This window comes from Shimia sediminis, assembly GCF_003990645.1.
Taxonomy (GTDB): Bacteria; Pseudomonadota; Alphaproteobacteria; order Rhodobacterales; family Rhodobacteraceae; genus Shimia; species Shimia sediminis.
Map to the genome: position 1 here is coordinate 604817 of NZ_RYZK01000001.1, position 24276 is coordinate 629092.

25 protein-coding genes are annotated in these 24276 nt (G+C 57.5%); 15 read left to right on the forward strand and 10 right to left on the reverse strand.

Annotation, left to right across the window (positions count from 1 at the left end; genetic code table 11):
• Positions 1 to 198 precede the first annotated feature (198 nt).
• Positions 199 to 486 (forward strand): DUF6477 family protein, encoded by a 288-nt coding sequence (locus tag EK369_RS03065; RefSeq protein ID WP_127112200.1) that lies wholly within the window; start codon positions 199 to 201, stop codon positions 484 to 486.
• Positions 487 to 505: 19 nt separating this feature from the next.
• Here the strand turns inward: EK369_RS03065 and EK369_RS03070 are convergent, their stop codons facing one another.
• Together EK369_RS03070 and EK369_RS03075 are read right to left on the reverse strand one after the other, a co-directional pair.
• On the reverse strand, positions 506 to 2050 hold the full coding sequence (locus EK369_RS03070; RefSeq protein WP_127112201.1) for a trimethylamine methyltransferase family protein: 1545 nt from the start codon (positions 2048 to 2050) through the stop codon (positions 506 to 508).
• Between the two features lie 127 nt (positions 2051 to 2177).
• Positions 2178 to 2882, reverse strand: coding sequence for an MgtC/SapB family protein (locus EK369_RS03075; protein ID WP_235871326.1), 705 nt, complete (start codon positions 2880 to 2882; stop codon positions 2178 to 2180).
• 211 nt (positions 2883 to 3093) lie between these two features.
• Between EK369_RS03075 and guaA the strand changes: the two genes are divergently transcribed.
• The 9 genes from guaA to EK369_RS03120 all read left to right on the forward strand — a co-directional run bounded on the left by guaA (position 3094) and on the right by EK369_RS03120 (position 11645).
• Positions 3094 to 4653 (forward strand): glutamine-hydrolyzing GMP synthase, encoded by a 1560-nt coding sequence (gene guaA, locus EK369_RS03080; protein ID WP_127112202.1) that lies wholly within the window; start codon positions 3094 to 3096, stop codon positions 4651 to 4653.
• Between the two features lie 153 nt (positions 4654 to 4806).
• Complete coding sequence (locus EK369_RS03085) at positions 4807 to 5160, forward strand: hypothetical protein (RefSeq protein ID WP_127112203.1); 354 nt, start codon at positions 4807 to 4809, stop codon at positions 5158 to 5160.
• Positions 5157 to 6029 carry a DMT family transporter gene (locus EK369_RS03090; RefSeq protein WP_127112204.1) on the forward strand — a complete coding sequence of 291 codons (873 nt, stop codon included), beginning with the start codon at positions 5157 to 5159 and terminating at the stop codon, positions 6027 to 6029. Before EK369_RS03085 ends, EK369_RS03090 begins: the two co-directional genes overlap by 4 nt.
• 60 nt (positions 6030 to 6089) lie before the next feature.
• Complete coding sequence (locus tag EK369_RS03095; RefSeq protein ID WP_127112205.1) at positions 6090 to 6947, forward strand: ATPase; 858 nt, start codon at positions 6090 to 6092, stop codon at positions 6945 to 6947.
• A 45-nt stretch (positions 6948 to 6992) separates the two neighbouring features.
• Positions 6993 to 7916 carry a homoserine O-succinyltransferase gene (locus tag EK369_RS03100; RefSeq protein WP_127112206.1) on the forward strand — a complete coding sequence of 308 codons (924 nt, stop codon included), beginning with the start codon at positions 6993 to 6995 and terminating at the stop codon, positions 7914 to 7916.
• A 22-nt stretch (positions 7917 to 7938) separates the two neighbouring features.
• On the forward strand, positions 7939 to 8859 hold the full coding sequence (locus tag EK369_RS03105; protein WP_235871327.1) for an alpha/beta fold hydrolase: 921 nt from the start codon (positions 7939 to 7941) through the stop codon (positions 8857 to 8859).
• Between the two features lie 41 nt (positions 8860 to 8900).
• Positions 8901 to 9770 carry a polyphosphate kinase 2 gene (ppk2, locus tag EK369_RS03110; RefSeq protein WP_127112208.1) on the forward strand — a complete coding sequence of 290 codons (870 nt, stop codon included), beginning with the start codon at positions 8901 to 8903 and terminating at the stop codon, positions 9768 to 9770.
• Positions 9763 to 10380, forward strand: coding sequence for a TetR/AcrR family transcriptional regulator (locus tag EK369_RS03115; protein ID WP_127112209.1), 618 nt, complete (start codon positions 9763 to 9765; stop codon positions 10378 to 10380). The genes ppk2 and EK369_RS03115 overlap by 8 nt, the downstream gene beginning before the upstream one ends.
• Before the next feature lie 2 nt (positions 10381 to 10382).
• Entirely contained in the window at positions 10383 to 11645 is a 1263-nt protein-coding gene (locus EK369_RS03120) for an alpha/beta hydrolase (protein ID WP_164726832.1), read from the forward strand.
• A gap of 57 nt (positions 11646 to 11702) precedes the next feature.
• On the opposite strand, the gene rpsI is transcribed toward EK369_RS03120, so the two are convergent.
• The 4 genes from rpsI to EK369_RS03140 form a co-directional block, all read right to left on the reverse strand.
• A complete protein-coding gene (gene rpsI, locus EK369_RS03125; protein WP_127112211.1) occupies positions 11703 to 12188 on the reverse strand; it encodes a 30S ribosomal protein S9 in 486 nt (161 codons plus the stop codon).
• Between the two features lie 3 nt (positions 12189 to 12191).
• Positions 12192 to 12650, reverse strand: coding sequence for a 50S ribosomal protein L13 (gene rplM / locus EK369_RS03130; protein ID WP_127112212.1), 459 nt, complete (start codon positions 12648 to 12650; stop codon positions 12192 to 12194).
• Between the two features lie 164 nt (positions 12651 to 12814).
• Complete coding sequence (locus EK369_RS03135) at positions 12815 to 13786, reverse strand: SLAC1 anion channel family protein (protein ID WP_127112213.1); 972 nt, start codon at positions 13784 to 13786, stop codon at positions 12815 to 12817.
• 86 nt (positions 13787 to 13872) lie between these two features.
• The gene (locus tag EK369_RS03140; RefSeq protein ID WP_127112214.1) at positions 13873 to 14295 is read right to left on the reverse strand and encodes a PaaI family thioesterase; all 423 of its coding nucleotides are present in this window, start codon (positions 14293 to 14295) and stop codon (positions 13873 to 13875) included.
• A gap of 56 nt (positions 14296 to 14351) precedes the next feature.
• Here EK369_RS03140 and EK369_RS03145 point away from each other — a divergent pair, with 56 nt between their 5' ends.
• From EK369_RS03145 to gluQRS, 4 genes are all read left to right on the forward strand, one after another.
• Entirely contained in the window at positions 14352 to 15137 is a 786-nt protein-coding gene (locus EK369_RS03145) for an enoyl-CoA hydratase (RefSeq protein ID WP_127112215.1), read from the forward strand.
• Positions 15138 to 15671: 534 nt separating this feature from the next.
• Positions 15672 to 17015 (forward strand): methylenetetrahydrofolate--tRNA-(uracil(54)-C(5))-methyltransferase (FADH(2)-oxidizing) TrmFO, encoded by a 1344-nt coding sequence (gene trmFO, locus EK369_RS03150; protein ID WP_127112216.1) that lies wholly within the window; start codon positions 15672 to 15674, stop codon positions 17013 to 17015.
• 36 nt (positions 17016 to 17051) lie between these two features.
• Positions 17052 to 17669 carry a class I SAM-dependent DNA methyltransferase gene (locus tag EK369_RS03155; protein WP_127112217.1) on the forward strand — a complete coding sequence of 206 codons (618 nt, stop codon included), beginning with the start codon at positions 17052 to 17054 and terminating at the stop codon, positions 17667 to 17669.
• A complete protein-coding gene (gluQRS, locus tag EK369_RS03160) occupies positions 17666 to 18508 on the forward strand; it encodes a tRNA glutamyl-Q(34) synthetase GluQRS (protein ID WP_127112218.1) in 843 nt (280 codons plus the stop codon). Before EK369_RS03155 ends, gluQRS begins: the two co-directional genes overlap by 4 nt.
• A 53-nt stretch (positions 18509 to 18561) precedes the next feature.
• On the opposite strand, the gene hisI is transcribed toward gluQRS, so the two are convergent.
• Positions 18562 to 18921, reverse strand: a complete 360-nt coding sequence (hisI, locus tag EK369_RS03165) for a phosphoribosyl-AMP cyclohydrolase (RefSeq protein WP_127112219.1) — start codon at positions 18919 to 18921, stop codon at positions 18562 to 18564.
• 66 nt (positions 18922 to 18987) lie between these two features.
• Between hisI and EK369_RS03170 the strand changes: the two genes are divergently transcribed.
• A complete protein-coding gene (locus tag EK369_RS03170) occupies positions 18988 to 19440 on the forward strand; it encodes an iron-sulfur cluster assembly scaffold protein (RefSeq protein WP_127112220.1) in 453 nt (150 codons plus the stop codon).
• A gap of 209 nt (positions 19441 to 19649) precedes the next feature.
• Here EK369_RS03170 and EK369_RS22260 read toward each other — a convergent pair whose 3' ends face one another.
• The 3 genes from EK369_RS22260 to ligA form a co-directional block, all read right to left on the reverse strand.
• Positions 19650 to 19772, reverse strand: coding sequence for a hypothetical protein (locus EK369_RS22260; RefSeq protein WP_268920598.1), 123 nt, complete (start codon positions 19770 to 19772; stop codon positions 19650 to 19652).
• Between the two features lie 110 nt (positions 19773 to 19882).
• Positions 19883 to 21973, reverse strand: a complete 2091-nt coding sequence (recG, locus tag EK369_RS03175; protein WP_127112221.1) for an ATP-dependent DNA helicase RecG — start codon at positions 21971 to 21973, stop codon at positions 19883 to 19885.
• The gene (ligA, locus tag EK369_RS03180) at positions 21970 to 24249 is read right to left on the reverse strand and encodes an NAD-dependent DNA ligase LigA (protein ID WP_235871328.1); all 2280 of its coding nucleotides are present in this window, start codon (positions 24247 to 24249) and stop codon (positions 21970 to 21972) included. The genes recG and ligA overlap by 4 nt, the downstream gene beginning before the upstream one ends.
• Between the last annotated feature and the right edge of the window lie 27 nt (positions 24250 to 24276).

Consider the following 24276-nt stretch of genomic DNA (forward strand, 5'->3'; position numbering starts at 1 on the left):
TTTGTGCACAGGTTTTCCCTCAAATTATCCACAAATTAGGTTCGATTTGTTACTCAGCTGTTAATATCTTCCCATATTCAGATCATTGTTTCCAAATCATAAACAGTCGAAAAACCTCCCGTTCGCCGAAATCGAAATCAACGCAACACCCGCTTAGGTTGTGCGAAAGCTGAGTTCGTTCAACAAGAGGACACTGCTATGAAAGATCTGCTGAGCTTGCTGAAAGACCTGCGTCGCCCACGCCTGCTAATTCAGGCCGCCCGGTTGGGTGTCGACGACTATCGCCGCGACATCCACCTGCGCACGCACCTTGGATACGGCAACCTGCCCAAACATGGGTCCGCATTAATCCAATTGGTCGAGAAGGAGAGTGTGATGAATAGCGAGCGTAAAGACGGCGATACCAGTTACTCTGTTGCGCGGCACGTTGATCTTCTGATTGCTATCATGGGCGAGGCCCGTCTGATGCGGGCCTCGCAGCCGTAGTTCTAAGTCGCGGGATTGCCTACATGAAGGAATCTGGCATGGCTTCCTTTTTCTTTGCGACATAGGCGTTCAGTGCCTCTTCGATACCCGAGTCGAGCTCCGGTTTCTGATAGTCGCCCAAAAGCTTTGCCACCCGATCAGAAGCCAGCGTGCGGGTGTCGCGCGCGCCCTCTTCTTCCCAAGTTTCATAAGGTTTGTAGTCCAGCACTTCCGACTTCCAGAATGCTGTTTTAAAGTTGGCTTGTGTATGCGCACAACCCAAATAGTGACCGCCGGGACCAACTTCACGGATTGCGTCCATTGCCTGGGCATCTTCTGAGACCGATACACCCTTTGCAAGCGCGTGCAGCGTTCCCAGCTGATCAGCATCCATGACAAACTTCTCAAAGTCCGCCACCAGACCACCTTCAAGCCAGCCACAGGCGTGCAACATGAAATTCACGCCGGACATCAATCCCATGTTGAGCGAGTTTGCAGTCTCGTAAGCCGCTTGGGCGTCAGGCAATTTGGAACCACAGAACGATCCGGCTGAACGGTAGGGCAAGCCCAACCGTCTTGCCAGTTGACCAGCGCCGTATGTAATCAACGAGGCCTCTGGTGTCCCAAAGGTCGGCGCGCCCGAGTTCATGTCAATTGACGACACGAAAGCACCAAAGATCGCGGGAGCGCCGGGGCGTACCAGTTGGTTGTAGGCCACACCGGCCAGAACTTCGGCCAATACCTGCGTCAATGTCCCTGCAACCGAAACGGGCGCCATGGCACCACCTACGATAAAGGGTGAAATGATGCAGGCTTGATTGTTTTGAGCGTAGATCTCAAGCGATCCCATCATGACATCGTCAAAGGTCATTGGTGAGTTGATGTTGGTCAGCGAAGTCATGACAGTGTTCTGTTGAACAAAGTCCTCACCAAACAGGATGCCACACATGTCCACCGAATCCTGCGCACGGCTGGGTTCAGTCACGGACCCCATGAACGGCTTGTCGGACAAGGTCATATGCGCCATCAGCATATCAAGGTGGCGCTTGTTCACGGGAACATCTGTGGGCTCACACACCGTTCCACCCGAGTGATGCAGCCATTTCGACATATAGGCCAGCTTCACAAACTTGTTGAAGTCATCCATCGTGGCATACCGACGTCCCCCCGCAACATCGCGGACGAAAGGCGGACCATAAACCGGCGCCAGAACCAGGTTCTTGCCGCCAACCACAACCGATCTTTCCGGATTGCGAGCGTGCTGGGTGAATTCGGAAGGAGCTGTCGCGCATAGCTTGCGCGCCAGGCCGCGTGGAATACGCACGCGTTCGCCGTCAATGTCAGCGCCCGCATTCCGCCAACGCTCTAGAGCTGCGGGATTGTCAACAAAGTTAACACCCACCTCTTCCAGAATGGTTTCAGCGTTGTACTCAATGATCTCGAGCGCCTCTTCATTCAGAATTTCGAAATTCGGGATGTTTCGCTCAATGAACTTGGCCGTCTCAAACGAAACAGCTCCGCGTTCTGCGCGACGCGCGGCACCACCGCCTCCGCGCCCTCTACGACGTTCTCTGGCTTCTGACATGTCTTATCCTCACCCCAAGGTGTTACGTTTCTGATCTATTTCTTAGACCGCGCAAGCACCGGCCCGCCGTAGAATTGCGGCTATTGAGGTTGAAAAGCGACATTGTCGGTTTTTGCCGGGCAAGCGTTCATGTCTCAGACACAGCGTCCCAGTTGAGCGCACCGATACGTTCGTCGATCATTAATGGCGCTACGATCTGGTCTATTGTCTCTTCCAAGAGATCATTGACAGCCAGCATGATTTCCAACGTCGTATCGTCGCCAGATTTGGTTATATCGAACCCCAACAGTCGAACACCGCGCTGAGACAGAGATTGAACGGCGAACGTGCGCACTTTGCCAGCGCTTTTTTCAGCACACTTCAGGCTCACCTTGTATTCCTGCTCTAAGGGCACACCCGCTTTGGTCTTACTTTTAAGTGTCTTCACCAGTGGGCGAAGTCCAAGGTTGACAAAAATAACAACCCCTGTGGCCAGTAGTGACAAAGCAACAGCCCCTGCCCCGGCCATCAGACCAACCGCCGCCGAACACCAGAGCGTCGCCGCGGTGTTGAGCCCATGCACAGTAAAGCCATTTCGAAATATGATCCCCGCGCCTAGAAATCCAATGCCGGACACCACCTGAGCCCCTACTCTCGTTGGACTCAGTTCATCTGGAAACAGGGATGAAAACACCACAAAACACGCCGCCCCCAGAGCAACGAGAGCGTTGGTTCGAAGCCCTGCCATGCGTTGCCGTACCTGCCGCTCGGATCCAATCAGAGCACCACATGCCACCGCAATCGCAAGGTTCATCGCAACTTCACCCAGCTGGATGACTGAAATGCCCATCATTCAAACCATTCCCGTCCTATTCCAAGCAATTCATGCCTGTTCTGCATATGCATTGCATATACATTTGCTACACTTCAATAGGTTTTATCGCTTGCCTGTCGATTCATCGTGCGACACTGAATTCGCACTATGAGTTTCTGTTTAGGCACGATGTGACGCCTACTCGCCCTTACCTCTTGCGGAAATCCTGATGGTCATTTAATGCGCAGGCATGAGTGACACATCCCACGCCCGCCTTCTCATCATCGACTTCGGCAGCCAGGTGACGCAGCTCATTGCGCGCCGCCTGCGTGAACTGAACGTCTACTGCGAAATCCACCCCTACCAGAACGTGACCATGGACACGGTCCGCGAGATGGCGCCCAAGGCGATTATCTTCTCCGGCGGCCCCGACAGCGTCACGCGCGAGGGCAGCCCACGCGCCCCACAAGAGATTTTCGACTACGGCGTGCCGATCCTCGGCATTTGCTACGGTCAGCAAGTCATGATGCACCAGCTCGGCGGCAAGGTCGAAAGCGGCCATGGCACTGCCGAATTTGGCCGCGCCTTTGTCACACCAAAAAACAGCCTCGACATCCTCGATGGCTGGTTTGCAGAAGGTGACGAGCAGGTCTGGATGTCCCACGGCGACCACGTATCGCAAATCGCACCGGGGTTTGAGGTCTACGGCACCTCCCCCAACGCGCCCTTCGCCATCACTGCCGACACTGACCGCCACTTCTATGCAGTGCAGTTCCACCCCGAGGTGCACCACACCCCGAACGGCGCGAAACTCTACGAAAACTTCGTGAAACTCGCCGGTTTTGCAGGCGACTGGACCATGGGCGCCTACCGTGACGAGATGATCGCCAAGATCCGCGAACAGGTCGGCGACAAGAAAGTCATCTGCGGCCTCTCCGGCGGCGTCGACTCCTCGGTTGCCGCGATCCTGATCCACGAGGCCATTGGTGACCAGCTGACCTGCGTCTTTGTTGACCACGGTCTGTTGCGCAAAAACGAAGCCGAAGAAGTCATCGGCATGTTCCGCGACAACTACAACATTCAACTGATTGCCGCGGATGAGGCCGATCTGTTTTTGGGCGAACTCAATGGTCAGTCCGACCCCGAGACCAAGCGCAAGATCATCGGTAAGCTCTTCATCGACGTGTTCCAGAAACACGCCGACACCATCGAAGGTGCCGAATTCCTTGCCCAGGGTACGCTTTACCCGGACGTGATCGAGTCGGTCAGCTTTTCCGGTGGTCCATCGGTCACCATCAAGAGCCACCACAACGTCGGTGGCCTGCCCGAGAAAATGGGCCTCAAACTGGTCGAACCGCTGCGCGAACTCTTCAAAGACGAGGTCCGCGCCCTTGGCCGCGAACTCGGGCTGCCGCAAAGCTTCATTGGCCGCCACCCCTTCCCGGGACCGGGCCTTGCCATACGGTGCCCCGGTGAAATCACCACTCAGAAACTCGACATCCTGCGCGAAGCCGACGCGGTCTATATCGACCAAATCCGCAAGCACGGGCTTTATGACGAGATCTGGCAGGCCTTTGTGGCGATCCTGCCCGTTCGCACCGTCGGCGTCATGGGCGATGGCCGGACCTATGACTATGCCTGCGCCCTGCGTGCCGTAACCTCGGTCGACGGGATGACCGCTGACTACTACCCTTTTACCCACGAGTTTCTTGGTGAAACCGCGACGCGGATCATCAACGAGGTCAAAGGTATCAACCGCGTCACCTATGACGTGACCTCCAAACCCCCAGGCACGATTGAGTGGGAGTGACCACAGTCGAACTCATCTATGAAAGCCACGGCCTTGCATGGCGGTTTCTTTGTTAAAAGACGGGAAATTCTTCTAGAAGAATTTCCTACACGCAGAATTTTCTAGAAAATTCTGCCCCCTTCCGCGACAAGTGTCTGGAAGCGAGGGAAAAACATGTTGAAACGGATATGCACTGCGGCGCTATTGGCCGGGACATCGGCCCAGGCTGACCCCCCTTTTGTTTGTCAAGGCCATGACCCCGATTGGTACCTCACTCTCGCTGGCCCGGTTGCCCAATTCGACTATCTTCGCAAGAACACCTTCGACATCCCGCAGACGAATACAGCCGAAGGCCGTGACTGGCCGCGCGCTTACACGCTGATTGCCGAGTTCGACACGGCCATTGTCCTCTTTGATGAAGCGGTCTGCGATCTCGAAGGCCGCCCATGGCCGATCACAGCCCACATCCTGACCCAACGCGGTCAAACGCCTATCCTGTTGACAGGGTGCTGCACGGTGGCGGAATGAGTGAAACCCTCAGGGCGGCGCTCTGGATGAGTGGCGCAATTCTCTCTTTTTCGTCCATGGCCATCGCAGGGCGCGCCGTTTCCTTTGAACTCGATACATTCGAAATCATGATGTTTCGCAGCTTTGTTGGTGTCATCATCGTCTTGTTCGTCTCGGCCATTGCAGGAACACAAAACCAGATCACCAGACGCTCGCTCGGCGTGCACCTCTTTCGCAACATGGCTCATTTCACCGGTCAGAACCTTTGGTTCTACGCCATCACAGTGATCCCGCTGGCTCAGGTTTTTGCCTTGGAATTCACATCACCGCTCTGGGTTCTCATCCTCTCACCTTTCATTCTCGGCGAACGCCTCACCCGCACGCGCACAATCGCAGCGATCATCGGCTTTGTTGGCATTCTTGTGGTGGCGCGCCCAGGAGCGACCCCAATCAACCTTGGTCTCGTCACTGCGGGTCTTTCCGCCATCGGTTTTGCGTTCTCGATCATCCTGACGAAACGCCTAACCCGCACAGAAACCATCACCTGCATCCTTTTCTATCTGACAACGATGCAGGCGGTGTTTGGCATCCTCTTCGCAGGCTGGGACATGGACATTGCGCTGCCTTCGGTGCAAAGCATGCCCTGGTTGGTGCTGATTGGCTGCGCCGGTCTTCTCGCCCACTTTTGCCTCACCACGGCCCTCAGCATCGCACCCGCGACAGTTGTTGTGCCAATTGACTTTATCCGCCTGCCCGCCATAGCCGTTATAGGAATGCTGTTTTACAATGAACCCTTGGATATCTTCGTTATCATCGGAGCAGTCCTGATCTTTGGCGGCAACTACTACAACATCCTTGCAGAAACACGGCGACCCAGAGAGAACGCATAACCGTTTGACCCAAGGCCCTGTGCCCGTTACCAAAACGCCCAACACTGTTAAGGTTCGGGCATGATCTATTCTTCCGCACAAAGCTGGCGCAATGCTGCCCGCAAAAAAGTTCTACTCTTTGGGATGTCAGGTCTGGGCAAGACCCATGTCTCGAATGTTCTGCGTGATAACGGCGACTGGTTTCACTACTCGATCGATTATCGAATTGGCACGCGTTACATGGGCGAATACATCGCGGATAACGCCAAGCGCGAAGCGATGAAAAACCCGTTCCTGCGCGAGCTGTTGCTGTCGGATTCGATTTTTATCGGCTCCAACATCACCTTCAACAACCTCGCGCCGCTGTCGACCTACCTTGGCAAGCCTGGCGACCCCAATCAAGGCGGCGTACCCTTTGCCGAATACCTGCGCCGGCAGGAACAACACCGCGAGGCCGAGATCGCCTCGCTTCTTGACACCGCGCATTTCATTGACCGCGCCCATGACCTATATGGATATGACCATTTTGTCTGCGATACCGGCGGATCCATCTGCGAGGTAGTTGACCCCGACAACCCGGACGATCCGGTTCTGAAGTCACTCTCGGAAAACACTCTCATGGTTTGGATCCAAGGGTCTGACGCCCACGCTGCGGAGCTGGCGCGCCGTTTCGACAAAGCGCCCAAGCCCATGTATTATCAGCCGGAATTCCTGATCGCGCGTTGGCAAGAGTACCTTGACCAAAACGATCTTACGGAAGAACAGGTTGATCCCGACACCTTTGTCCGCTGGACCTATGCTGCGGCGCTTGCTCATCGTCAGCCGCTTTATGCGGGCATGGCAAAATGGGGGGTCACCGTGACGGCCGAAGAGGTCGCCAAGGTCAAAACAACACAGGATTTCGACGACCTCATCGCGATGTCTCTTGAGCGCACCTAACCCAAACAATAGATCAATTATCACTTCATATCTGGAACACATCCCATGCCTATCAAACTGCCTTCGGACCTGCCTGCCTTTGACGTGCTCTCGCGCGAAGGCGTCATGGTCATGTCCGAAAGCCAGGCAATGCGGCAGGATATTCGTCCTCTTCGGATTGGTCTTCTCAACCTTATGCCCAAGAAGATCCAAACCGAGAACCAATTTGCCCGCTTGATTGGCGCCACCGCGCTGCAGATCGAGCTCTCTCTGATCCGCATGAGCGAACACAAGACACGCAACACCGCAGCAGAGCATATGGCCGAGTTCTATCGCCCCTTTTCCGAGGTCAAAGCCTCTGGCGAGAAATTCGACGGCATCATTATCACCGGTGCCCCTATCGAGCATATGCCGTTCGATGACGTGACATATTGGCAAGAACTTTGCGAAGTTTTCGAATGGACGCAAACCCATGTGCATTCCACATTTGGCGTGTGTTGGGGTGGGATGGCGATGATCAACTATTTCCACGGGGTCAAAAAACACATTCTGGACGCCAAGGCCTTTGGCTGCTTTCGCCATCGTAATATGGATGCGACATCCCACTACCTGCGCGGGTTCTCGGACGATTGCGTGATCCCTGTCAGCCGGTGGACCGAAATGAGGCAAGATGAAATTGAAGCAGCTGCAGGCCTAAAAACGTTGCTCTACAGTGATGAGGTGGGTCCCTGTCTGGTCGAAGATCCCGACCACGGTGCGCTCTACATCTTCAACCACTTCGAATACGACAGCGATACCCTGAAGCAGGAATATGACCGCGACGTGGCTGAGGGCACACCGATCAACGTGCCGATCAACTACTACCCGGGCGACGACCCCAGCAAACCGCCGCTCAATCGCTGGCGCAGCCATGCACATCTGCTCTATGGCAACTGGATCACCGACATCTACGAGACCACACCGTATGATATGAACGAGATTGGGCGCTAGCCTCCTCATATCCTTTGGGTTCGTGCTGGTGGCATGTGCTGGGTATGTCCTGTGGAAAGCGCGCCGCCACGAAGCCGCCGCCGAGGCAAGTCACCCGCCAGAAGGCCAAATCCTGGACGTCAATGGACACCACGTACACGTCGTTGTGCGAGGCTCCGGCCCGGATCTGGTTCTGATCCACGGCGCCAGTGGGTCCACGCGCGACATGACGTTTGAACTGGCCTGGCATCTCGAAGATCGCTACCGCCTTCTGATCTTTGATCGCCCGGGTCTGGGTTACACCGACCGCATCAATCGAACCGGGGCAACCCTTGTCGAACAGGCCGACCTCCTTAGCATCGCTGCTGCCCAATTGGGGGCTGTGAAGCCCATTGTCGCCGGGCAAAGCTATGGCGGTGCCGTGGCCCTTGCCTGGGCCGTGCACTTCCCCGACCGATTGTCGGCTTTGGTTCCCATCTCTGCTGTGTCCAGCATCTGGAAAACCCCGCTCGACCTTTACTACCGCACGGTCTCGCACCCCTGGCTTGGTCCTGTGGTGGTCCCCCTTCTCGCTGCCTTTGTCAGCGACGCCTATGTCGACAAGGTGATGAAATTTGTCTTTGAACCACAGTCAGAACCCGCTGGTTATGGCTCGTATTTTGGCCCCGGGCTCACTTTGCGGCGCAAAACCCTACGGGCAAATGGCCTGCAACGCGCCAACCTGCTACGGGAAATCCACGCCCTCTATCCACGCTATAGCGAAATCATGGTGCCCACCGAAATTGTTCACGGTGACTCAGACCTTACCGTCCCGGCTTGGAATCACTCCGAACGCCTCGTGACGCGCATTCCCGACGCCGCACTGACGCTTCTACCCGGCATTGGGCACATGCCCCAACACGTCGCCGCCCCTGACTGCGCCGCTGCAATTGATCGCGCAGCACGACGCGCCGGATTGCACTAGGCGCGCGGGGCGTCCATATTAAGAAAAAACGGAGAGGTTTCATGGAGCTGCCCTTTGACGGCGCAATTGGTGCGTATTACGAAAAAGATGCCCCGGACAGCATCCGACAGGCGATACGCTTTGCCGAAAAAGGCGATATTCTCGACGCCAGCTATCCCCATTCAGAACGCTTGAACCGCAAAGCTTATGACGCCGACATGGCGGCATTGCAGGTTGAGCTGGTAAAGCTGCAACGCTGGGCCAAGGACTCCGGTGCCCGTATCGCCATTGTGTTCGAAGGCCGAGATGCTGCCGGAAAAGGCGGTACAATCAAGCGCTTCCGGGAAAATCTTAATCCACGTGGCGCCCGCGTCGTTGCTCTGTCAAAACCCACCGAAACGGAACAGACACAGTGGTACTTTCAACGTTACATTGACCATCTGCCTTCGGGTGGCGAGATCGTTTGCTTTGACCGATCCTGGTACAATCGCGGTGTTGTTGAAAAAGTCTTTGGCTTCTGCACCGACGAACAACGCGAGCATTTTTTCTCGCAAGTCCCGGATTTTGAAAGGATGCTCGTAGACGAAGGCATCCTGCTCTTCAAGTTCTGGCTCAACGTGGGACGCGCCGAACAGCTCCGCCGCTTTCTGAAACGCGAATCCGATCTCTTGAAGCAATGGAAACTCAGTTGGATCGACGTCGAAGGCCTGAAACGTTGGGACGCCTATACAGATGCCATCGGCGACACGCTGACACGTAGCCACTCTGACCATGCCCCCTGGACAGTCATCCGCTCGGACGACAAGCGGCGCGCGCGGCTTGAGGCGATCCGCCATGTGCTGACAACGCTGAACTACGACCGAAAGTCTCCAAAATCCCTCGGAAAACCGGATACCAAGGTGTGCGGCAACCCGGATATCTGGAATGCCTAAACGCGGCTATCACCACGGCAATCTGCGACAGGCGCTGGTCGAAGCGGCCCTTATGCTGATTGAATCCAAGGGGCCAACTGGCTTTACCCTCTCCGAGGCCGCTAAAAAGGCGGGCGTCACCCCTGCTGCCGTCTACCGCCACTTTGAAGGCCGCGAAGACCTGATCGCCGAGGCTGCGCGTCAGGGCTATGAGATCTTTGCCGACCTCATGCAATATGCCTATGACAAAGGCCAACCCTCGGCACTGGCCTCTTTTGAGGCAACAGGTCGCGCCTATCTCGCCTTTGCGCGCAAATACCCCGGCCACTACATCGCAATGTTCGAAAGCGGCATTTCCGTCAATCGCACGCCCGAACTTGCCGACGTCGCCGCCCGCGCCCGTGGCGTCATGGAACGCGCGGCCAGCGACCTCAGCCAACACATTCCACCCGAGAAACGCCCCCCCGCCAGCATGTTCTCAGCCCATATTTGGGCGATGAGTCACGGCGTCGTCGAACTCTACGCCCGTAACAGCCCCGGCACCCAATCCCCCTTCCCTCCAGAGGACCTGTTGGAAAGCGGCATCGGCGTCTACCTGCGCGGCCTCGGCCTTATCAAACCGGACGAATGAACATGCGAGTTTTCTTTTTCATAGTGCTGGGCTTTTCCCTCACCGCTTGCGGCGAAAAGCAATACAACGAAATCGATCTCATGCCCTCTCCCGTGGCCTTCACCAGCGGCGCGCTTGATCCGTTCCACGGTCGCAGCGGACAAGAGCTTGTTGGCCAGAATACCCTGTTCTACGCCACCGACCGCGCCCCCGCGACAGAAGAAGACGCCAGTGACTTCTATGCCAACCGACGCGGCAACCTGCTGCGCGTAGGCGCGGCAACCGTTACCATGAGCCCGCGCGCCGAGGACTGGGCGGAAATCAAGAATATTACGCTGTCAGAGGATCGCGGCCCCAAACGCACCCTATCCGTGACCGCCGTTGAAGAGTTCGGCCCCCTGCCCGTCGCCTCGCCCAATCCTTTGGTCGCGCAACCCTCGACCCAAAGCCTGGCCGAGGCGCGCACCACCTTTCGCAACCGCATCAACCGTCAGCTGTCCAGCTCAGGTGGCAGAGATGCAGTCATCTATGTGCATGGCTACAACGTGGATTTCGAGTACCCCACACTGGTTTCGCGGGAACTCCAGCATTTCCTTGGCTACAAGGGGGCCTTCATCAGCTACAACTGGCCTGCAACACCCAGCCGCATGGCCTACTTCAAGGACCTTGAAACCGCAGATGCCACCCGCAAAAATCTGCGAGTCCTGATCGAGTTCCTCGCGCAAGAGACCGACGTGCGGCGAATCCACCTGATCGGCTACAGCGCCGGCTCACGACTGGCGTTCGAAACCACGTACCAACTGGCATTGAAGCACAAATCCAACCCATCGCGCGCCAAACTTGGTCAGGTTATCCTGATCGGAAGCGATCTTGACCGAACTTATTTTGCGGAAGCCCTGGGCGATGGCCTGCTGAACGTGATGGATCAGCTTTCAATCTACATGTCAGGCAACGACTCAGCACTGGCCATGTCCCGCCTCGTCTTTGGCCGTCACCGGCTCGGTCAGGTCTGGGACAGCACCGAAGAAACTCAGGACATCGAACAACGCCTCGCGTCGCTCTCCAAGCTTAGCCTGATTGATGTAACCGACGCAGAAGGTTCCGGATTGGGCAACGGCCACTGGTACTTCCGCTCATCCCCATGGACCAGCAGTGACATCTTTCTTTCGCTGCTCAAAGGTCAGCCACCCGAGAAACGCGGCCTCGTTCGTGACCCGGGATCCGCTGTCTGGCACTTCCCCGAAGATTATCCAGATCGCATTCTTAGACTCAGCCAAGGCAGCTGACAAAAGAAAAGGGCCACCCAACTGGGCGGCCCTTTCCAATTCGATATGTCTGGAAGCTTAACGCTTCGAGAACTGGAACGAACGACGTGCTTTGCGCTTACCGTATTTCTTACGTTCCACTACGCGGCTGTCGCGGGTCAGGAAGCCAGCGGCTTTCAGTGGGGCGCGCAAGGAGGGTTCATAAAGCTGCAGAGCCTTCGAAATCCCGTGCTTCACGGCACCAGCCTGACCGGTCAGGCCGCCACCTTTAACGGTGGCGTAGACGTCGAATTCACCTTCGACACCAGCAACCTGCATCGGCTGACGCAGGATCAGCTGCAGAACGGGACGTGCAAAATACTTGTCCTGATCTTTGCCGTTTACGATCACTTTGCCGGAACCTGGTTTGATCCAAACACGGGCAACCGCGTCTTTACGTTTGCCGGTGGCATAGGCACGACCCAGCTCGTCACGGACGGGCTCACGCGGTGCGGCGATTTCGACAACAGCTTCTTCACCTGCAACGGCGTTCAGCTCTTCAAGCGAGTTGATTTGATCAGCCATTGATTAGCTCCGAGTATTCTTAGAGTTCATGGATTTCACATCCAGCACTTCAGGCGACTGGGCCTCGTGCGGATGCTCGGCACCAGCATAAACACGCAGGTTGGTCATAACCTTGCGCGACAGGCGGTTGCCGGGCAGCATACGCTGAACAGCCTTGGTCACCACGCGCTCGGGGTGATCACCTTCCAGGATTTCCTGTTTGGTGCGGGACTTGATGCCGCCCGGATGGCCAGTGTGCCAGTAGAAGTTTTCTTCGCGCTTCTTGCCAGTCAGCTGGATTTTGTCCGCGTTGATTACGATGACATTGTCACCCATATCCATGTGCGGGGTGAAGGTGGCCTTGTGCTTGCCGCGCAGGCGCATGGCGACGATCGATGCGAGACGGCCCAGCACCACGCCTTCGGCGTCGATGATGATCCATTTCTTTTCGATGTCTGCCGGAGTAGCAGAAAAGGTTTTCATAGTGGGTCTACCTAAGATTTGGTTGACGGATGCACCGATGTCAGTGCACCGGAATTCGATTGCGCGGTTATATAGCCGTGACCTTCACAGTCAAGCAAGGAAAATCTGTTTTAATACTTTGATTACAATGGTTTACAAAATAGGTATTATAATACCTCACAAAATCACTGCTCAGGCACGCAAATCTGACCGTGCTTGGCCGCTACCGCAGTCCGATAGAACAATCCCAACATGATAACCACCATGAGGGCGAGTAAAACTGCACCGATAACGCTATGCGCCTGCGATCCCGTCGCCTTTGCAAAATTGAAAGATGCAGACGCAAGCGCTGCAACCGGAAAGCTCAGCGCCCACCAGGACAACGCAAAGGGTAGTTTTGCCATTTTGGGTGCTTGTACAGCTGTCAAAACGGCAAAGATGTACCCCGCATTCAGCAGCACCCGTGCGACCCCGTCCACCTGCCCAGTCAGGGATACATATCCCAGATACCCGACCGACGGCGGCGCAATCAGTATGACCAATGTGGGATACAACTTGTCCGGCAGAGGGTTGTGAAAAATCAGACGGTTGAACACCAGCGTCAGCAGAACCAGCCAGAACAGGATACCGGCGGAAAAGAACAACCAGCTCAATTCAACATAGCCCAGCTCTGCCCCCGCAATCGGTGCTACGACATTGCCCACGGCCGGAATGAACCACGCAGGTGTCAAATGACCCACCTCAAACGCCCGATGGCTGATCCACCCCGAGATCACCGCAATGGTCAGCACGGCCTGCATCACTGCGCCCAGCAACCAGACCCAATTTGCGGCCACCCCAAAGCCGGCCATCAGCAAAGCCGAGGCCATCAACAGCAATGAAATCGAGATTGCAGGGAAAAACGCCAGCCGCACAGGGTGATTCCACTCCGCTCTTACCGCGTCAGGGTAGCGCAGGCATTTGACCACATATGTTGCCCCCAGTGCCAGAAACAAGGCGATTGCAAACCACATGACCCAGACGCCAAGCACCACCAACCCTGGCATAAGACCTCGCGCAGAGATCAACGCGAGGCTCGCCCCCAAGCTGCCCATCACCATGGCAAAAAGCGGAACAGGAAAGTGTTTCAGACGTGGCTCGCGGTCAGTTTCAATCATGGGGGTCCTCGTGACTTTACGCCGTCCGACGTAACAAAACGCGATTCACATACCAAATACGGAATGTGAAAGCCAACCCCTCAGCCTCATTTCTTCGGAGGAATCGCATAGGTCATGGTAGATCGTGCCACCGGATCGGGCTCGCCTTCTGAATACAGCAGTATGTCAGTTACCGACAGCGTCTTGCCCAGTTTCAGCAAGGTCGCCCGCGCGATCATGTCCCGCCCGGCCTTGGGTTTGCGCATGAAATCGAACGACGCATTGGTGGTCACGGTCATCGCCTCGCGCCCGATCTGCCCCATTGTCGCAGCATAGGCCGACACATCAGCCAACCCGAACATGGCTGGTCCGGAAACTGTTCCTCCTGGGCGAAGTTGCCTTTCGGTGACGTTCAAACGCATGACACAGCCTTTTCCGGTCAATTCTTCGACCACGTAGACACCTTTGATTTGCGGAAAAACCTCTTCGAGGTACGCATTCATTTCTTCTGGCGTAAACTGCACACTCATGCTTTTCTCCCGTTCGGCGTCCGACTAAGGTTGCCGCAAAGCCAACGGAGGGCAAGATGGCAATTCTTGAACGCCGCGACGTTAATTCGGTCGCTTATCTCACCATGAATGCACCCGAGCGGATCAACGCCCTCTCCGACGAGATGCTGGCCGCATTGCAAGAAGCCCTGGATGGGCTCAAAGAAGACGCGTCCACCCGCGCTGTTGTTCTGTCCGGCGCAGGCAAGGCGTTCTGCGCAGGCCACGACCTCAAGCAAATGACCGCGGGACGTCAGGCCGAAGATGGCGGCAAAGCCTATTTCAAGGATCTTTTTGATCGGTGCGCCAGAATGATGATGACGGTCCAGTCCCTGCCCCAACCTGTTATTGCCCAGGTCCATGGCATCGCCACCGCCGCAGGCTGCCAGCTGGTTGCAACCTGTGACATGGCCGTCGCCGCCGAGGGTACACGCTTTGGCGTGAATGGCGTCAATATTGGCCTGTTCTGCTCAACGCCCATGGTCGCACTCAGCCGTAATATCGCCCGCAAGAAAGCGTTTGAAATGCTGACGACCGGCACGTTCATCCAGGCCGATGAGGCAGAGGCGCTTGGCCTCGTCAACCATGTCGTGCCCCAGGATCAGCTCGCCGCCAAAACCACCGAATTGGCCGAAACCGTGGCCGGAAAACTGGGCGCGGCCGTCAAGATCGGCAAACAGGCGTTCTACCAACAGGCTACCATGACCACGGCAGACGCCTATGCCTATGCTGGTGACGTCATGGTCGAGAACATGCTCTATCGCGACACCGAAGAAGGGATCAGCGCCTTTTTGGAGAAACGGCCACCCGACTGGAAACATTAAACGTTTCCGGTCGAGCAACGGTGTTTTTCCGCTCTATGCGGTTATGTTTTTGGGAAATTTGAGTCAAAGTAAGCACGTACTGAGCCCGCACCGGGGCACCTCCCGGTCTGCTCTGCTAGATCAGATGGCCTCAAACACTGATGCTATCTGTCCAGAACGCTAAGTAACCCTTTCGCCCAACGGGTTGAAAAGTGGGGGGTTGCGGATCGGCGCGGCGGCCCTGAAAGACGATTATTGCTTACCTCTCTTTCAAGAGTTCGCCGCGCCATTTCTCCTTTCTGTCGTGATCACAAAACCGATGGAACGCGGAAAAACACTGTTTCCGACAACGGTTGGTTTTCCCCCTGTGCGCAGGCACAAAAACCTGCCAGAACGAGCCCGTTGCCCTAGGGTAACCTTTAGCTCTCACCGGGTCGCCACTGCCGGAAGGTCCCTCCAAGGCCCTCTCTCTGGCCTCGACACACCCAGCATGGCGACCCGTGACCGAGTGACCTTCCTCTTTCCAAACCGTCCCATCTGCCCTATGTCGCGCACATGACCAAAACATTGCATATCGTCGGCGGCGGCATGGCCGGTTCCGAAGCAGCCTGGCAGGCCGCGCACATGGGTGTAGACGTGGTGATTCACGAAATGCGCCCACAGGTGGAAACATTTGCCCATCGCACTGGCCATCTGGCCGAGATGGTGTGCTCAAACTCGTTCCGCTCAGACGACGATGAACAGAACGCCGTTGGCCTGCTGCACTGGGAAATGCGCGCTGCAAATGGTCTCATCATGGCCACGGCCGACAAACACCGCCTGCCCGCTGGCGGCGCCCTCGCCGTTGACCGTGATCCCTTTGCCGAAAGCGTGACCGCCGCTCTGACGGCCCTGCCCAATGTGCGAATCGAACCCGGCGAAATCACCGAACTGCCGACCGATGGTACCTGGATCTTTGCCACCGGCCCGCTGACCTCCGCTGGCCTGGGCGCCGCCATCCAAGCCGAGACTGGCGCGGACCGTCTGGCGTTCTTCGACGCCATTGCGCCCATTGTCTACGCCGAGTCGATCAACATGGACGTCGCCTGGCTGCAATCACGCTATGACAAGGGCGAGACCGAAGAAGAGCAAAAAGCCTATCTCAACTGCCCGATGACCAAGGACCAGTACGAGGCCTTCATCGACGCGCTTCTGGCTGCCGACAAAACCGAGTTCCACGAAGGCGAAACCGCCACCTATTTCGACGGCTGCCTGCCGATCGAGGTCATGGCAGACCGTGGCCGCGAAACCCTGCGTTTCGGCCCGATGAAACCGGTTGGCCTGACCAACAGCCATGATCCCGAAAACAAGCCTTATGCTGTGGTGCAACTGCGTCGCGATAATGCCTTAGGAACGCTCTATAACATCGTGGGATTTCAGACAAAAATGAAATACGGAGCACAGTCCGAAGTGTTCCGCATGATCCCCGGTCTCGAGGATGCCTCCTTTGCCCGGCTGGGTGGCATCCACCGCAACACCTTTATCAATTCTCCCACCCTGCTGGACGACCAGATGCGCCTGAAATCCCGCCCCAACATCCGCTTTGCCGGGCAAGTCACAGGCGTCGAGGGCTACGTCGAAAGCGCCGCCATGGGTCTGCTTGCCGGTCGTCTCGCCGCTGCGGAAATCCTTGGATTGGACCTTTTCACCGCTCCGCAGAACACCGCCATGGGTGCCCTTGTGCACCACATCACTGGCGGTGCCGAGGCTAAGACTTTCCAGCCCATGAACGTGAACTTCGGCCTGTTCCAACCGGTCGAGGGTCTCAAAGGTGGACGCCGTGGCCGCAAGGACCGCTACAAAGCCTACACCGACCGTGCCAAAATCGAATGGCAAGGCTGGCTCGACGCACAAAGCTGACTGGACGCCGCCTGCCCTATCCGCTTTAGTCAGCGCATGAGTAAGAAAACCTTCCTCGAAGACATCTACGATCGCGACAACGTCCCCGACGTCGCCGCACTTTACGACGAATGGGCCGCCACCTATGACGCAGAGATAGCCGACAACGGCTATGCCACCCCCAAACGCTGTGCTGAAGCCTTGGCAAAAGTGGCCACCGACCACTCTCAGCCAGTGCTCGATTTTGGCTGTGGCACTGGCCTTTCTGGCATGGCCCTTCGGCTGGCTGGCTTCGAAACCCTTGATGGCCGTGACTTGTCGTCCGAGATGCTGACACAGGCGCAGGCCAAAGGCATCTATCGCGACTTGCAGCAGGTCACCCCCGACACCGGCATCGAGGGTATCGTCGGGCGCTATTCACTTATCGCCGCGATCGGTGTGATTGGCGTTGGCGCCGGTCCTGCCTCACTGGTGCACAGCTTGCTGAACGCCTTGCCCACTGGCGGCTTGCTGGTGTTTTCCTACAACGATCACGTCATTCAAGACACAGAGTACGCCGAAGCCCGCGACACCGCTCTGTCCAGCGGCCTCGCCATTGAGCGACTGCGCGAGTTTGGCCCCCACTTGCCCGGGCAGAACTTGAACTCTGACGTCTACGTATTTGAAAAACAATAATGTTTCGAACACGATTCGCGCCATCTCCTACCGGCCCTCTCCACCTTGGCCACGCCTATTCCGCGATTCTTGCCCATGACATGGCGCGCGATGCCGGGGGGGAATTCCTCTTGCGCATCGACGATCTCGACCAGTCCCGCGCACGGCCTCATTGGGAAGAGCAGATCTACGCCGACCTGAGCTGGCTCGGTCTCACCTGGGACGGTCCCGTGCGCCGCCAGTCCGACCATTTCGCCGACTACGAAACCGCTCTCCAGACTCTCAGAAACAGCGGTCTCACGTTTGAATGCCAATGCACCCGCCGTGATATCGAAGCGGCCGCCAATGCCCCCCAGGAAGGTGCTCCGATTTTTGGCCCCGACGGCCGCATCTACCCTGGCACCTGTCGCAACCTTGCGCTGCCCCCAACAGCCGCAACCTGCACCCGCCTCGACATTGCGCGCGCAGCTGAGGCCGCGGGCCCGTTCGCTTTCACCGAAACCGGCGCACGACACGCTGGCGCTCACAATGTCTCGGCTCAAGAGCTCGCCACCACCGTGGGCGACGTCGTGCTCTCCCGCCGCCAAATGGCGGCCTCATACCATCTCTCTGTGGTGATCGACGACAGTGCCACTCAAATCACCCACGTCATCCGCGGCGCCGACCTGTTCGAGGCCACCCGCATCCACGTCCTGCTACAGGCGCTCCTTGGCTTACCAACTCCCACCTACCACCACCACGACCTGATCCGCGACGACGCGGGCAAACGCCTCGCCAAACGCGACGACGCTCGCGCCATCGCAAAATACCGCAGCGACGGCGCGGCCCCACAGGACATCCGCCGCCTCGTCGGGCACTGACGGCTCGAGTTTCATCTTTGAAAATTGCGCCGCAGGCTCAGTCGCCAGACCGATCAGCCCATCGGTTTCATCAACTCGACTTCTTCACCATTCTCCACGGACGTATAAAAACACGTGCGCCGGTTGGTGTGGCACGCGGCCCCTGTCTGATTGATGCGAACCAATAGACAATCCCGATCACAATCAAAGCGGAACTCTACCAGCTCCTGCACGTGGCCCGAGGTTTCTCCCTTGATCCAGAACGACTGACGAGACCGGCTCCAATAGGTCACCCGACGGGTCTCAAGCGTCTTTTCCACGGCCTCAATATTCATCCAGGCCATCATCAGAACTTCACCGCTGGTCGCATCCTGCGCAATCGCCGGAATCAATCCTGCTTCGTTGTACTTCAGCGCGCTTGGATCAAATCTCATCTCTCAAACCCTTTGCATCTGCGGACGGCTCCTCTATCTACAAAACAGACGACAAAGGAAACAGCCATGTCCGGCGAAAACGACCTGATCAAGCTTTACTCTGGGCGCATTCTCGCGCTGGCAGCGGAAATTCCACACACCAGTCGGCTGACAAACCCACAGGCCACGGTCAAGAAACGCTCTCCGCTCTGCGGTTCGACCGTGACCGTCGACGTTGTGTTGGAAAATGGCCATATCACAGAGTTCGCTCAGGACGTCAAAGCCTGCGCGCTCGGCCAGGCCTCGGCCTCGGTTGTCGGTGCGAACGTGATCGGCCGCACCCGCGCCGAGGTCGAAGCCGCCCGCAACGCGCTCAAAACCATGCTAAAAGAGGACGGCCCGACACCCCCGGAGCCTTTTGATGACCTCGAAGTGCTGCGCCCCGCCCGCGACTACAAGAACCGCCATGCGTCCATCCTGCTTGCGCTCGAGGCGACGCTTGAGGCCATCGAACAAGCCGACCAAGCCAACTGCGCCTAACACACCGAATTGCATAAAAAAACCGCCGCACTTCCTGGTGGAAGGCGGCGGAAGTCTGGTGCGTTCTTGTGTGGGACCCGGGTGTGCTCAATCAGGGTATGAGGCAGAACCCTTTGATCGACTTGAGACAGGCAGTGTCAGTCGCAGCGCATCGAATTGGGGACAGGATGCAGTTGAGCGGACCGGCACAAGAACGCTGGCAGAAAACTCTAGGCAATACCCGGCACGTGCAGCGCCACCAACATCATGACGACCAGAACCAGCACGCCAAACGCGTCCTGAACCAAAGTGGCGCGGGAATTACGGATCACGGTCTTAATCTGGGTCAACATGGGGCGTCTCCTGCTCGGATATTGCTTTTGTTGCCTCTTTGTTCTCATATCCTTAACGGCCTGTAAAGAACTTTTTGAGAACATTCGCGAACAAAAAGGAACGCGACCTACTAACCCACTGAAATCAAACGGATCGCCTGATCCTGTTCCATCAACCACAAAAGAACACGCGCGGCCTGCCCACGCGGGCTGGTCAGGTCCGGGTCATCATTCAACAGCTTGCGCGCATCACTCTGTGCAACCGCCATCAGCGCCGCTTGGCTTTCCATGTCGGCAATGCGGAACCTTGGCACCCCTGACTGTGCTGTCCCGATCAGATCACCAGCGCCGCGCATCTCAAGGTCCACTTCGGCAATGCGAAATCCGTCCTCACTCTCGCGCAGAGTGGTAAGTCGTTTCTGTCCGCCTTCACTCAGCGGCGCCTGATACATCAACAGACAGGTCGAAGCTGCCGTCCCACGACCGACTCGCCCACGCAACTGATGCAACTGCGCCAACCCAAAGATTTCGGCCCGTTCGATCACCATGATGGTCGCATTGGGCACGTCAACACCAACCTCAATCACCGTGGTTGCGACCAGAATGCTGGTTTCTCCCGCCACAAAGGCCGCCATCGCTGCGTCTTTCTCAGACGGGGGCATCTGGCCATGGACAAGGCCAACAATGCCTTCCCCCAAAACAGCGCGCAGCTGTTTGAACCGTTCTTCCGCCGCAGCGAGGTCCAGGCTCTCGCTCTCATCCACCAGAGGGCAGACCCAATAGGCCTGCTTCCCTTCGGCCACTGCCTTGCGCAAATGCGCCACCACCTCGTCCATACGCCCGGTCGAAACCAGCGCCGTGGTGATTGGCTGTCGTCCTGGCGGTTTTTCATCCAGCACCGAGACATCCATATCCCCATACTGCGCTAGGGCCAGGCTGCGGGGGATCGGCGTTGCCGTCATCACCAGCACATCCGCGCCCTCGCCCTTTTTCCCCAACTCTAGGCGCTGTCGCACACCAAACCGGTGTTGTTCGTCAATAATCGCAAGACGCAGGTCCGCAAAATGCACATCCTGCTGAAAAACCGCATGGGTGCCAACAAGGATATGAATATCTCCTCGTGCCAGTGCCGCCAGCTTGGCATTGCGCTCTTTTCCCTTGTCGCGTCCGGTCAGGATCTCCAAAACCACCCCCGCACTCTCGGCCAGGGGTCGCAACCCCTGCAAATGCTGCCGCGCAAGGATTTCCGTCGGGGCCATCATTACACCCTGCCCGCCAGCCTCTACCGATACCAAAAGCGCCATGAACGCGACCAGCGTCTTGCCCGCACCCACATCCCCCTGCAACAGGCGGTTCATGCGCAAGGACGCCCCCATATCGCGGGTGATATCCTCGATCGCACGCCCTTGGGCATCGGTGGGGCGGTATGGCAGTTCCGACAGCACCTTGCTTTGCAACTTTCCCGTCGCCTCGCTGATAATCCCCTTGGCGCGCTGCAGTTTTGCCCGTGCCAAAGCCAAGGTCATCTGATGCGCAAAGAACTCATCATAGGCCAACCGTTCCCGCACCGGTGTCGTCGCCGCCAGGTCTTTCAAGCCTTCCGGCGCGTGCGCTGCCCGTAACGCGGCATCCCAATCCGGCCACTTGGCTTGAGATTTCTGGGTCGGATCGATCCACTCATCCAGCCCCGGCATCCGCTCCAACGCCGATTTCGCCGCCTTTGTCATTGTTTTAAGCGTCACGCCCGAGGTCAGAGCATAGACCGGCTCAAACGCCGGAATCTCATCGGCTTCATGCACCTCAAGCACATGATCCGGGTGCACCATCTGCGGCACCCCGTCAAAGAGTTCAACCTTGCCCGACACAATGCGGCGCTCGCCCGGTGGCAACAGCCGTTGCAGGTAATCCCCGCGCGCGTGAAAAAACACCAGCTGAAACGCCGTGCGGCTGTCTTCGACCGTCACCCGATAGGCGCCGCCGCGGTTGCGCGAGGGTACATGGGCGCCAATCAGCACCTCCACCGTCACCACATCCGGCAGCTCCACATCCAGAACCGAGGCCCGCTTTTGCCGATCCACCCCGGAGTACGGAAGCGAAAACAACAGGTCACGTGGCTTTTCGATATCAATCTGCGCCAGATGCTGCGCCGTCTTCGGCCCAACTCCGTCAAGCTTTGTCAACTCCGCGAACAGCGGAAACAGGGATTCCGGGCGTGAGCTCATAGCCCCTCGATCAGGTCCAGCCAAGCCTGCTCATCAATGGTTTCTACGCCCAGATCGGCCGCCTTCTTGGCCTTGGACCCTGCGCCGGGCCCAGCGACCAACAGGTCCGTTTTGCCTGAAACCGAACCCGACACCTTGGCACCCAAGGCCTCTGCTCGCGCCTTGGCCTCGGCGCGCGTCATCTGAACGAGGGTTCCTGTAAACACCACGGTCTTACCTGCTACCGGGCTTTCCTGCGCTGGTGCTTCGGGCGGGGTCACCTCCAACTCCGCCACCAACCGATCAATCGCGGCCCGTTCCACCGGGTTCGCCATGGCATCCGAAAGCGATTGCGCCACTGTCGCGCCAATGCCATCGACGCCAATCAAATCATCCCAAGCGGCCTGAGCCTCACGCGGCACATCATGCCCGGCAATCGTACGATCCCGGCTCTCCTTGACCCGTGCACGCCGTCCCTCATCCGCTGCAGCCCGGCGTTCAACATCCTCGGCCTCATCCGCAGCTCGGTTCGCCAGCGCCGCAGGCCGCGCAAGATCAAGCGCATCCATCATCGCCACCCATTCTCCGTAATGCAGCGCGATATCCTTGGCTGCGACTTCACCCACATGCCGAATACCCAGCGAAAACAACAGCCGCACAAACGGAATGCGCCGCTTGTCTTGTATCGCCGCAAACAGGTTCGCCGCGCTCTGGTCACCCCAGCCATGCCGGTTTTTCAACCGCGCGAGGTTCGCCGCGTCCCGTTTCTCAAGTGTGAAGATGTCCGAAGGCTCCCGGATCGGAAGCGCTTCATCCTCGTAAAACATCTCGATTTGCTTTGCACCCAGACCTTCAATGTCAAAGGTTTTGCGTCCAACAAAGTGTTTCAGTTTTTCAACTGCCTGCGCCGGACAGATCAATCCCCCCGTACAGCGTCGCACCGCGTCCCCCTCTTCGCGCACCGCGGGTGAACCACACTCGGGGCAAACCGTCGGAAAGACATAAGGCACGCCACCCTCAGGTCGCTTCGACAGGTCCACATCCGCCACCTTTGGGATCACATCACCCGCGCGATAGACCTGCACCCAATCTCCGACACGGATATCCTTGCCGCTACGAATTTCGGCGCCCTTGCTATCACGACCTTCGATGTAGTCTTCATTGTGCAGCGTCGCATTCGACACCACAACGCCGCCCACAGTCACTGGCGCCAGCCGAGCGACCGGCGAAAGTGCCCCTGTGCGACCGACCTGGATGTCGATTCCTTCCAGACGGGTCCAGGCCAATTCCGCCGGAAACTTGTGCGCCACGGCCCAACGGGGCGTTGACGCCCGAAACCCCAGCCGTGCCTGCAGGTCCAGCCGATCTATTTTGTAAACCACGCCATCAATGTCATAGCCCAAGGTCGCGCGGCGCTCTTCTATCATACGATAGTGCGAGATCAGAGCCTCTGGCCCATCGCAGAGCGCCGTCAGATCATTGGTCACAAAACCCAAATCCGCCAGCCTTGCGATCGCCCCCATCTGCGTTTCCGCCAAGGGGTCACTCACCTCTCCCCAGGCATAGGCGAAGAACCGCAAAGGCCGGGACCGAGTTATCGTGGCGTCCAGTTGGCGCAGCGATCCCGCGGCGGCATTGCGCGGATTGGCAAATCGCGTCTGCAGTCGTTTGCCGTTTTTCTCTCTTTCGATGTTCTCTGCGTCGATCCGTGCATTCAGCGCGTCGAAATCCGCGTGGCTCATGTAGACTTCGCCCCGGATCTCCATCACCGCAGGCGCACCGGCAATTTCCTGAGGAATATCTGCAATCGTGCGCGCATTTTCGGTGACATTCTCGCCGACCGCCCCGTCGCCCCGCGTCGCCGCCTGCACCAGCGTGCCATTCTCATAGCGCAACGACAGGCTCAATCCGTCAATCTTTGGCTCCGCCGTATACGCCAGTGGCTCAGCTCCCAGCCCCAGATACTTGCGAATCCGATCATCGAAATCAGCAACATCTCTGTCATCAAAGGCGTTTCCCAAAGACAGCATCGCCACAGCGTGGGTGACTTTGCCAAACCCCTCTGACGGCGCGGCCCCCACCTGCTCGCTCGGGCTGTCTGCCCGTTTCAATGCTGGAAATGCCGCCTCAATCGCCGCGTTACGTCGCTTCAGCGCGTCGAACTCCGCATCCGATATCTCGGGCGCATCCGCCCCGTGATAGGCCGTGTTGGCCCTTGCCAGAACATCAGCAAGGCGCGCCAATTCTGCACGCGCCTCATCTTTGGTCAAATTGGTTATGTCGGCTCCGGCACTCACCGCTGCGCTCCCCTGTCACGTTTCTTT

Excerpts from the sequence above, each read along its gene's own strand:
- trmFO (WP_127112216.1), top strand. The coding sequence starts at position 15,672 with ATGACCAAAACATTGCATATCGTCGGCGGCGGCATGGCCGGTTCCGAA.
- EK369_RS03075 (WP_235871326.1), bottom strand. The coding sequence starts at position 2,882 with ATGATGGGCATTTCAGTCATCCAGCTGGGTGAAGTTGCGATGAACCTT.
- EK369_RS03100 (WP_127112206.1), top strand. The coding sequence starts at position 6,993 with ATGCCTATCAAACTGCCTTCGGACCTGCCTGCCTTTGACGTGCTCTCG.
- EK369_RS03115 (WP_127112209.1), top strand. The coding sequence starts at position 9,763 with ATGCCTAAACGCGGCTATCACCACGGCAATCTGCGACAGGCGCTGGTC.
- EK369_RS03170 (WP_127112220.1), top strand. The coding sequence starts at position 18,988 with ATGTCCGGCGAAAACGACCTGATCAAGCTTTACTCTGGGCGCATTCTC.
- EK369_RS03140 (WP_127112214.1), bottom strand. The coding sequence starts at position 14,295 with ATGAGTGTGCAGTTTACGCCAGAAGAAATGAATGCGTACCTCGAAGAG.
- EK369_RS03120 (WP_164726832.1), top strand. The coding sequence starts at position 10,383 with ATGCGAGTTTTCTTTTTCATAGTGCTGGGCTTTTCCCTCACCGCTTGC.
- EK369_RS03135 (WP_127112213.1), bottom strand. The coding sequence starts at position 13,786 with ATGATTGAAACTGACCGCGAGCCACGTCTGAAACACTTTCCTGTTCCG.
- EK369_RS03085 (WP_127112203.1), top strand. The coding sequence starts at position 4,807 with ATGTTGAAACGGATATGCACTGCGGCGCTATTGGCCGGGACATCGGCC.
- EK369_RS03090 (WP_127112204.1), top strand. The coding sequence starts at position 5,157 with ATGAGTGAAACCCTCAGGGCGGCGCTCTGGATGAGTGGCGCAATTCTC.
- EK369_RS03065 (WP_127112200.1), top strand. The coding sequence starts at position 199 with ATGAAAGATCTGCTGAGCTTGCTGAAAGACCTGCGTCGCCCACGCCTG.
- EK369_RS22260 (WP_268920598.1), bottom strand. The coding sequence starts at position 19,772 with ATGTTGACCCAGATTAAGACCGTGATCCGTAATTCCCGCGCCACTTTG.
- hisI (WP_127112219.1), bottom strand. The coding sequence starts at position 18,921 with ATGAGATTTGATCCAAGCGCGCTGAAGTACAACGAAGCAGGATTGATT.
- EK369_RS03155 (WP_127112217.1), top strand. The coding sequence starts at position 17,052 with ATGAGTAAGAAAACCTTCCTCGAAGACATCTACGATCGCGACAACGTC.
- rplM (WP_127112212.1), bottom strand. The coding sequence starts at position 12,650 with ATGAAAACCTTTTCTGCTACTCCGGCAGACATCGAAAAGAAATGGATC.
- EK369_RS03095 (WP_127112205.1), top strand. The coding sequence starts at position 6,090 with ATGATCTATTCTTCCGCACAAAGCTGGCGCAATGCTGCCCGCAAAAAA.
- guaA (WP_127112202.1), top strand. The coding sequence starts at position 3,094 with ATGAGTGACACATCCCACGCCCGCCTTCTCATCATCGACTTCGGCAGC.
- rpsI (WP_127112211.1), bottom strand. The coding sequence starts at position 12,188 with ATGGCTGATCAAATCAACTCGCTTGAAGAGCTGAACGCCGTTGCAGGT.
- EK369_RS03070 (WP_127112201.1), bottom strand. The coding sequence starts at position 2,050 with ATGTCAGAAGCCAGAGAACGTCGTAGAGGGCGCGGAGGCGGTGGTGCC.
- EK369_RS03145 (WP_127112215.1), top strand. The coding sequence starts at position 14,352 with ATGGCAATTCTTGAACGCCGCGACGTTAATTCGGTCGCTTATCTCACC.
- recG (WP_127112221.1), bottom strand. The coding sequence starts at position 21,973 with ATGAGCTCACGCCCGGAATCCCTGTTTCCGCTGTTCGCGGAGTTGACA.
- ppk2 (WP_127112208.1), top strand. The coding sequence starts at position 8,901 with ATGGAGCTGCCCTTTGACGGCGCAATTGGTGCGTATTACGAAAAAGAT.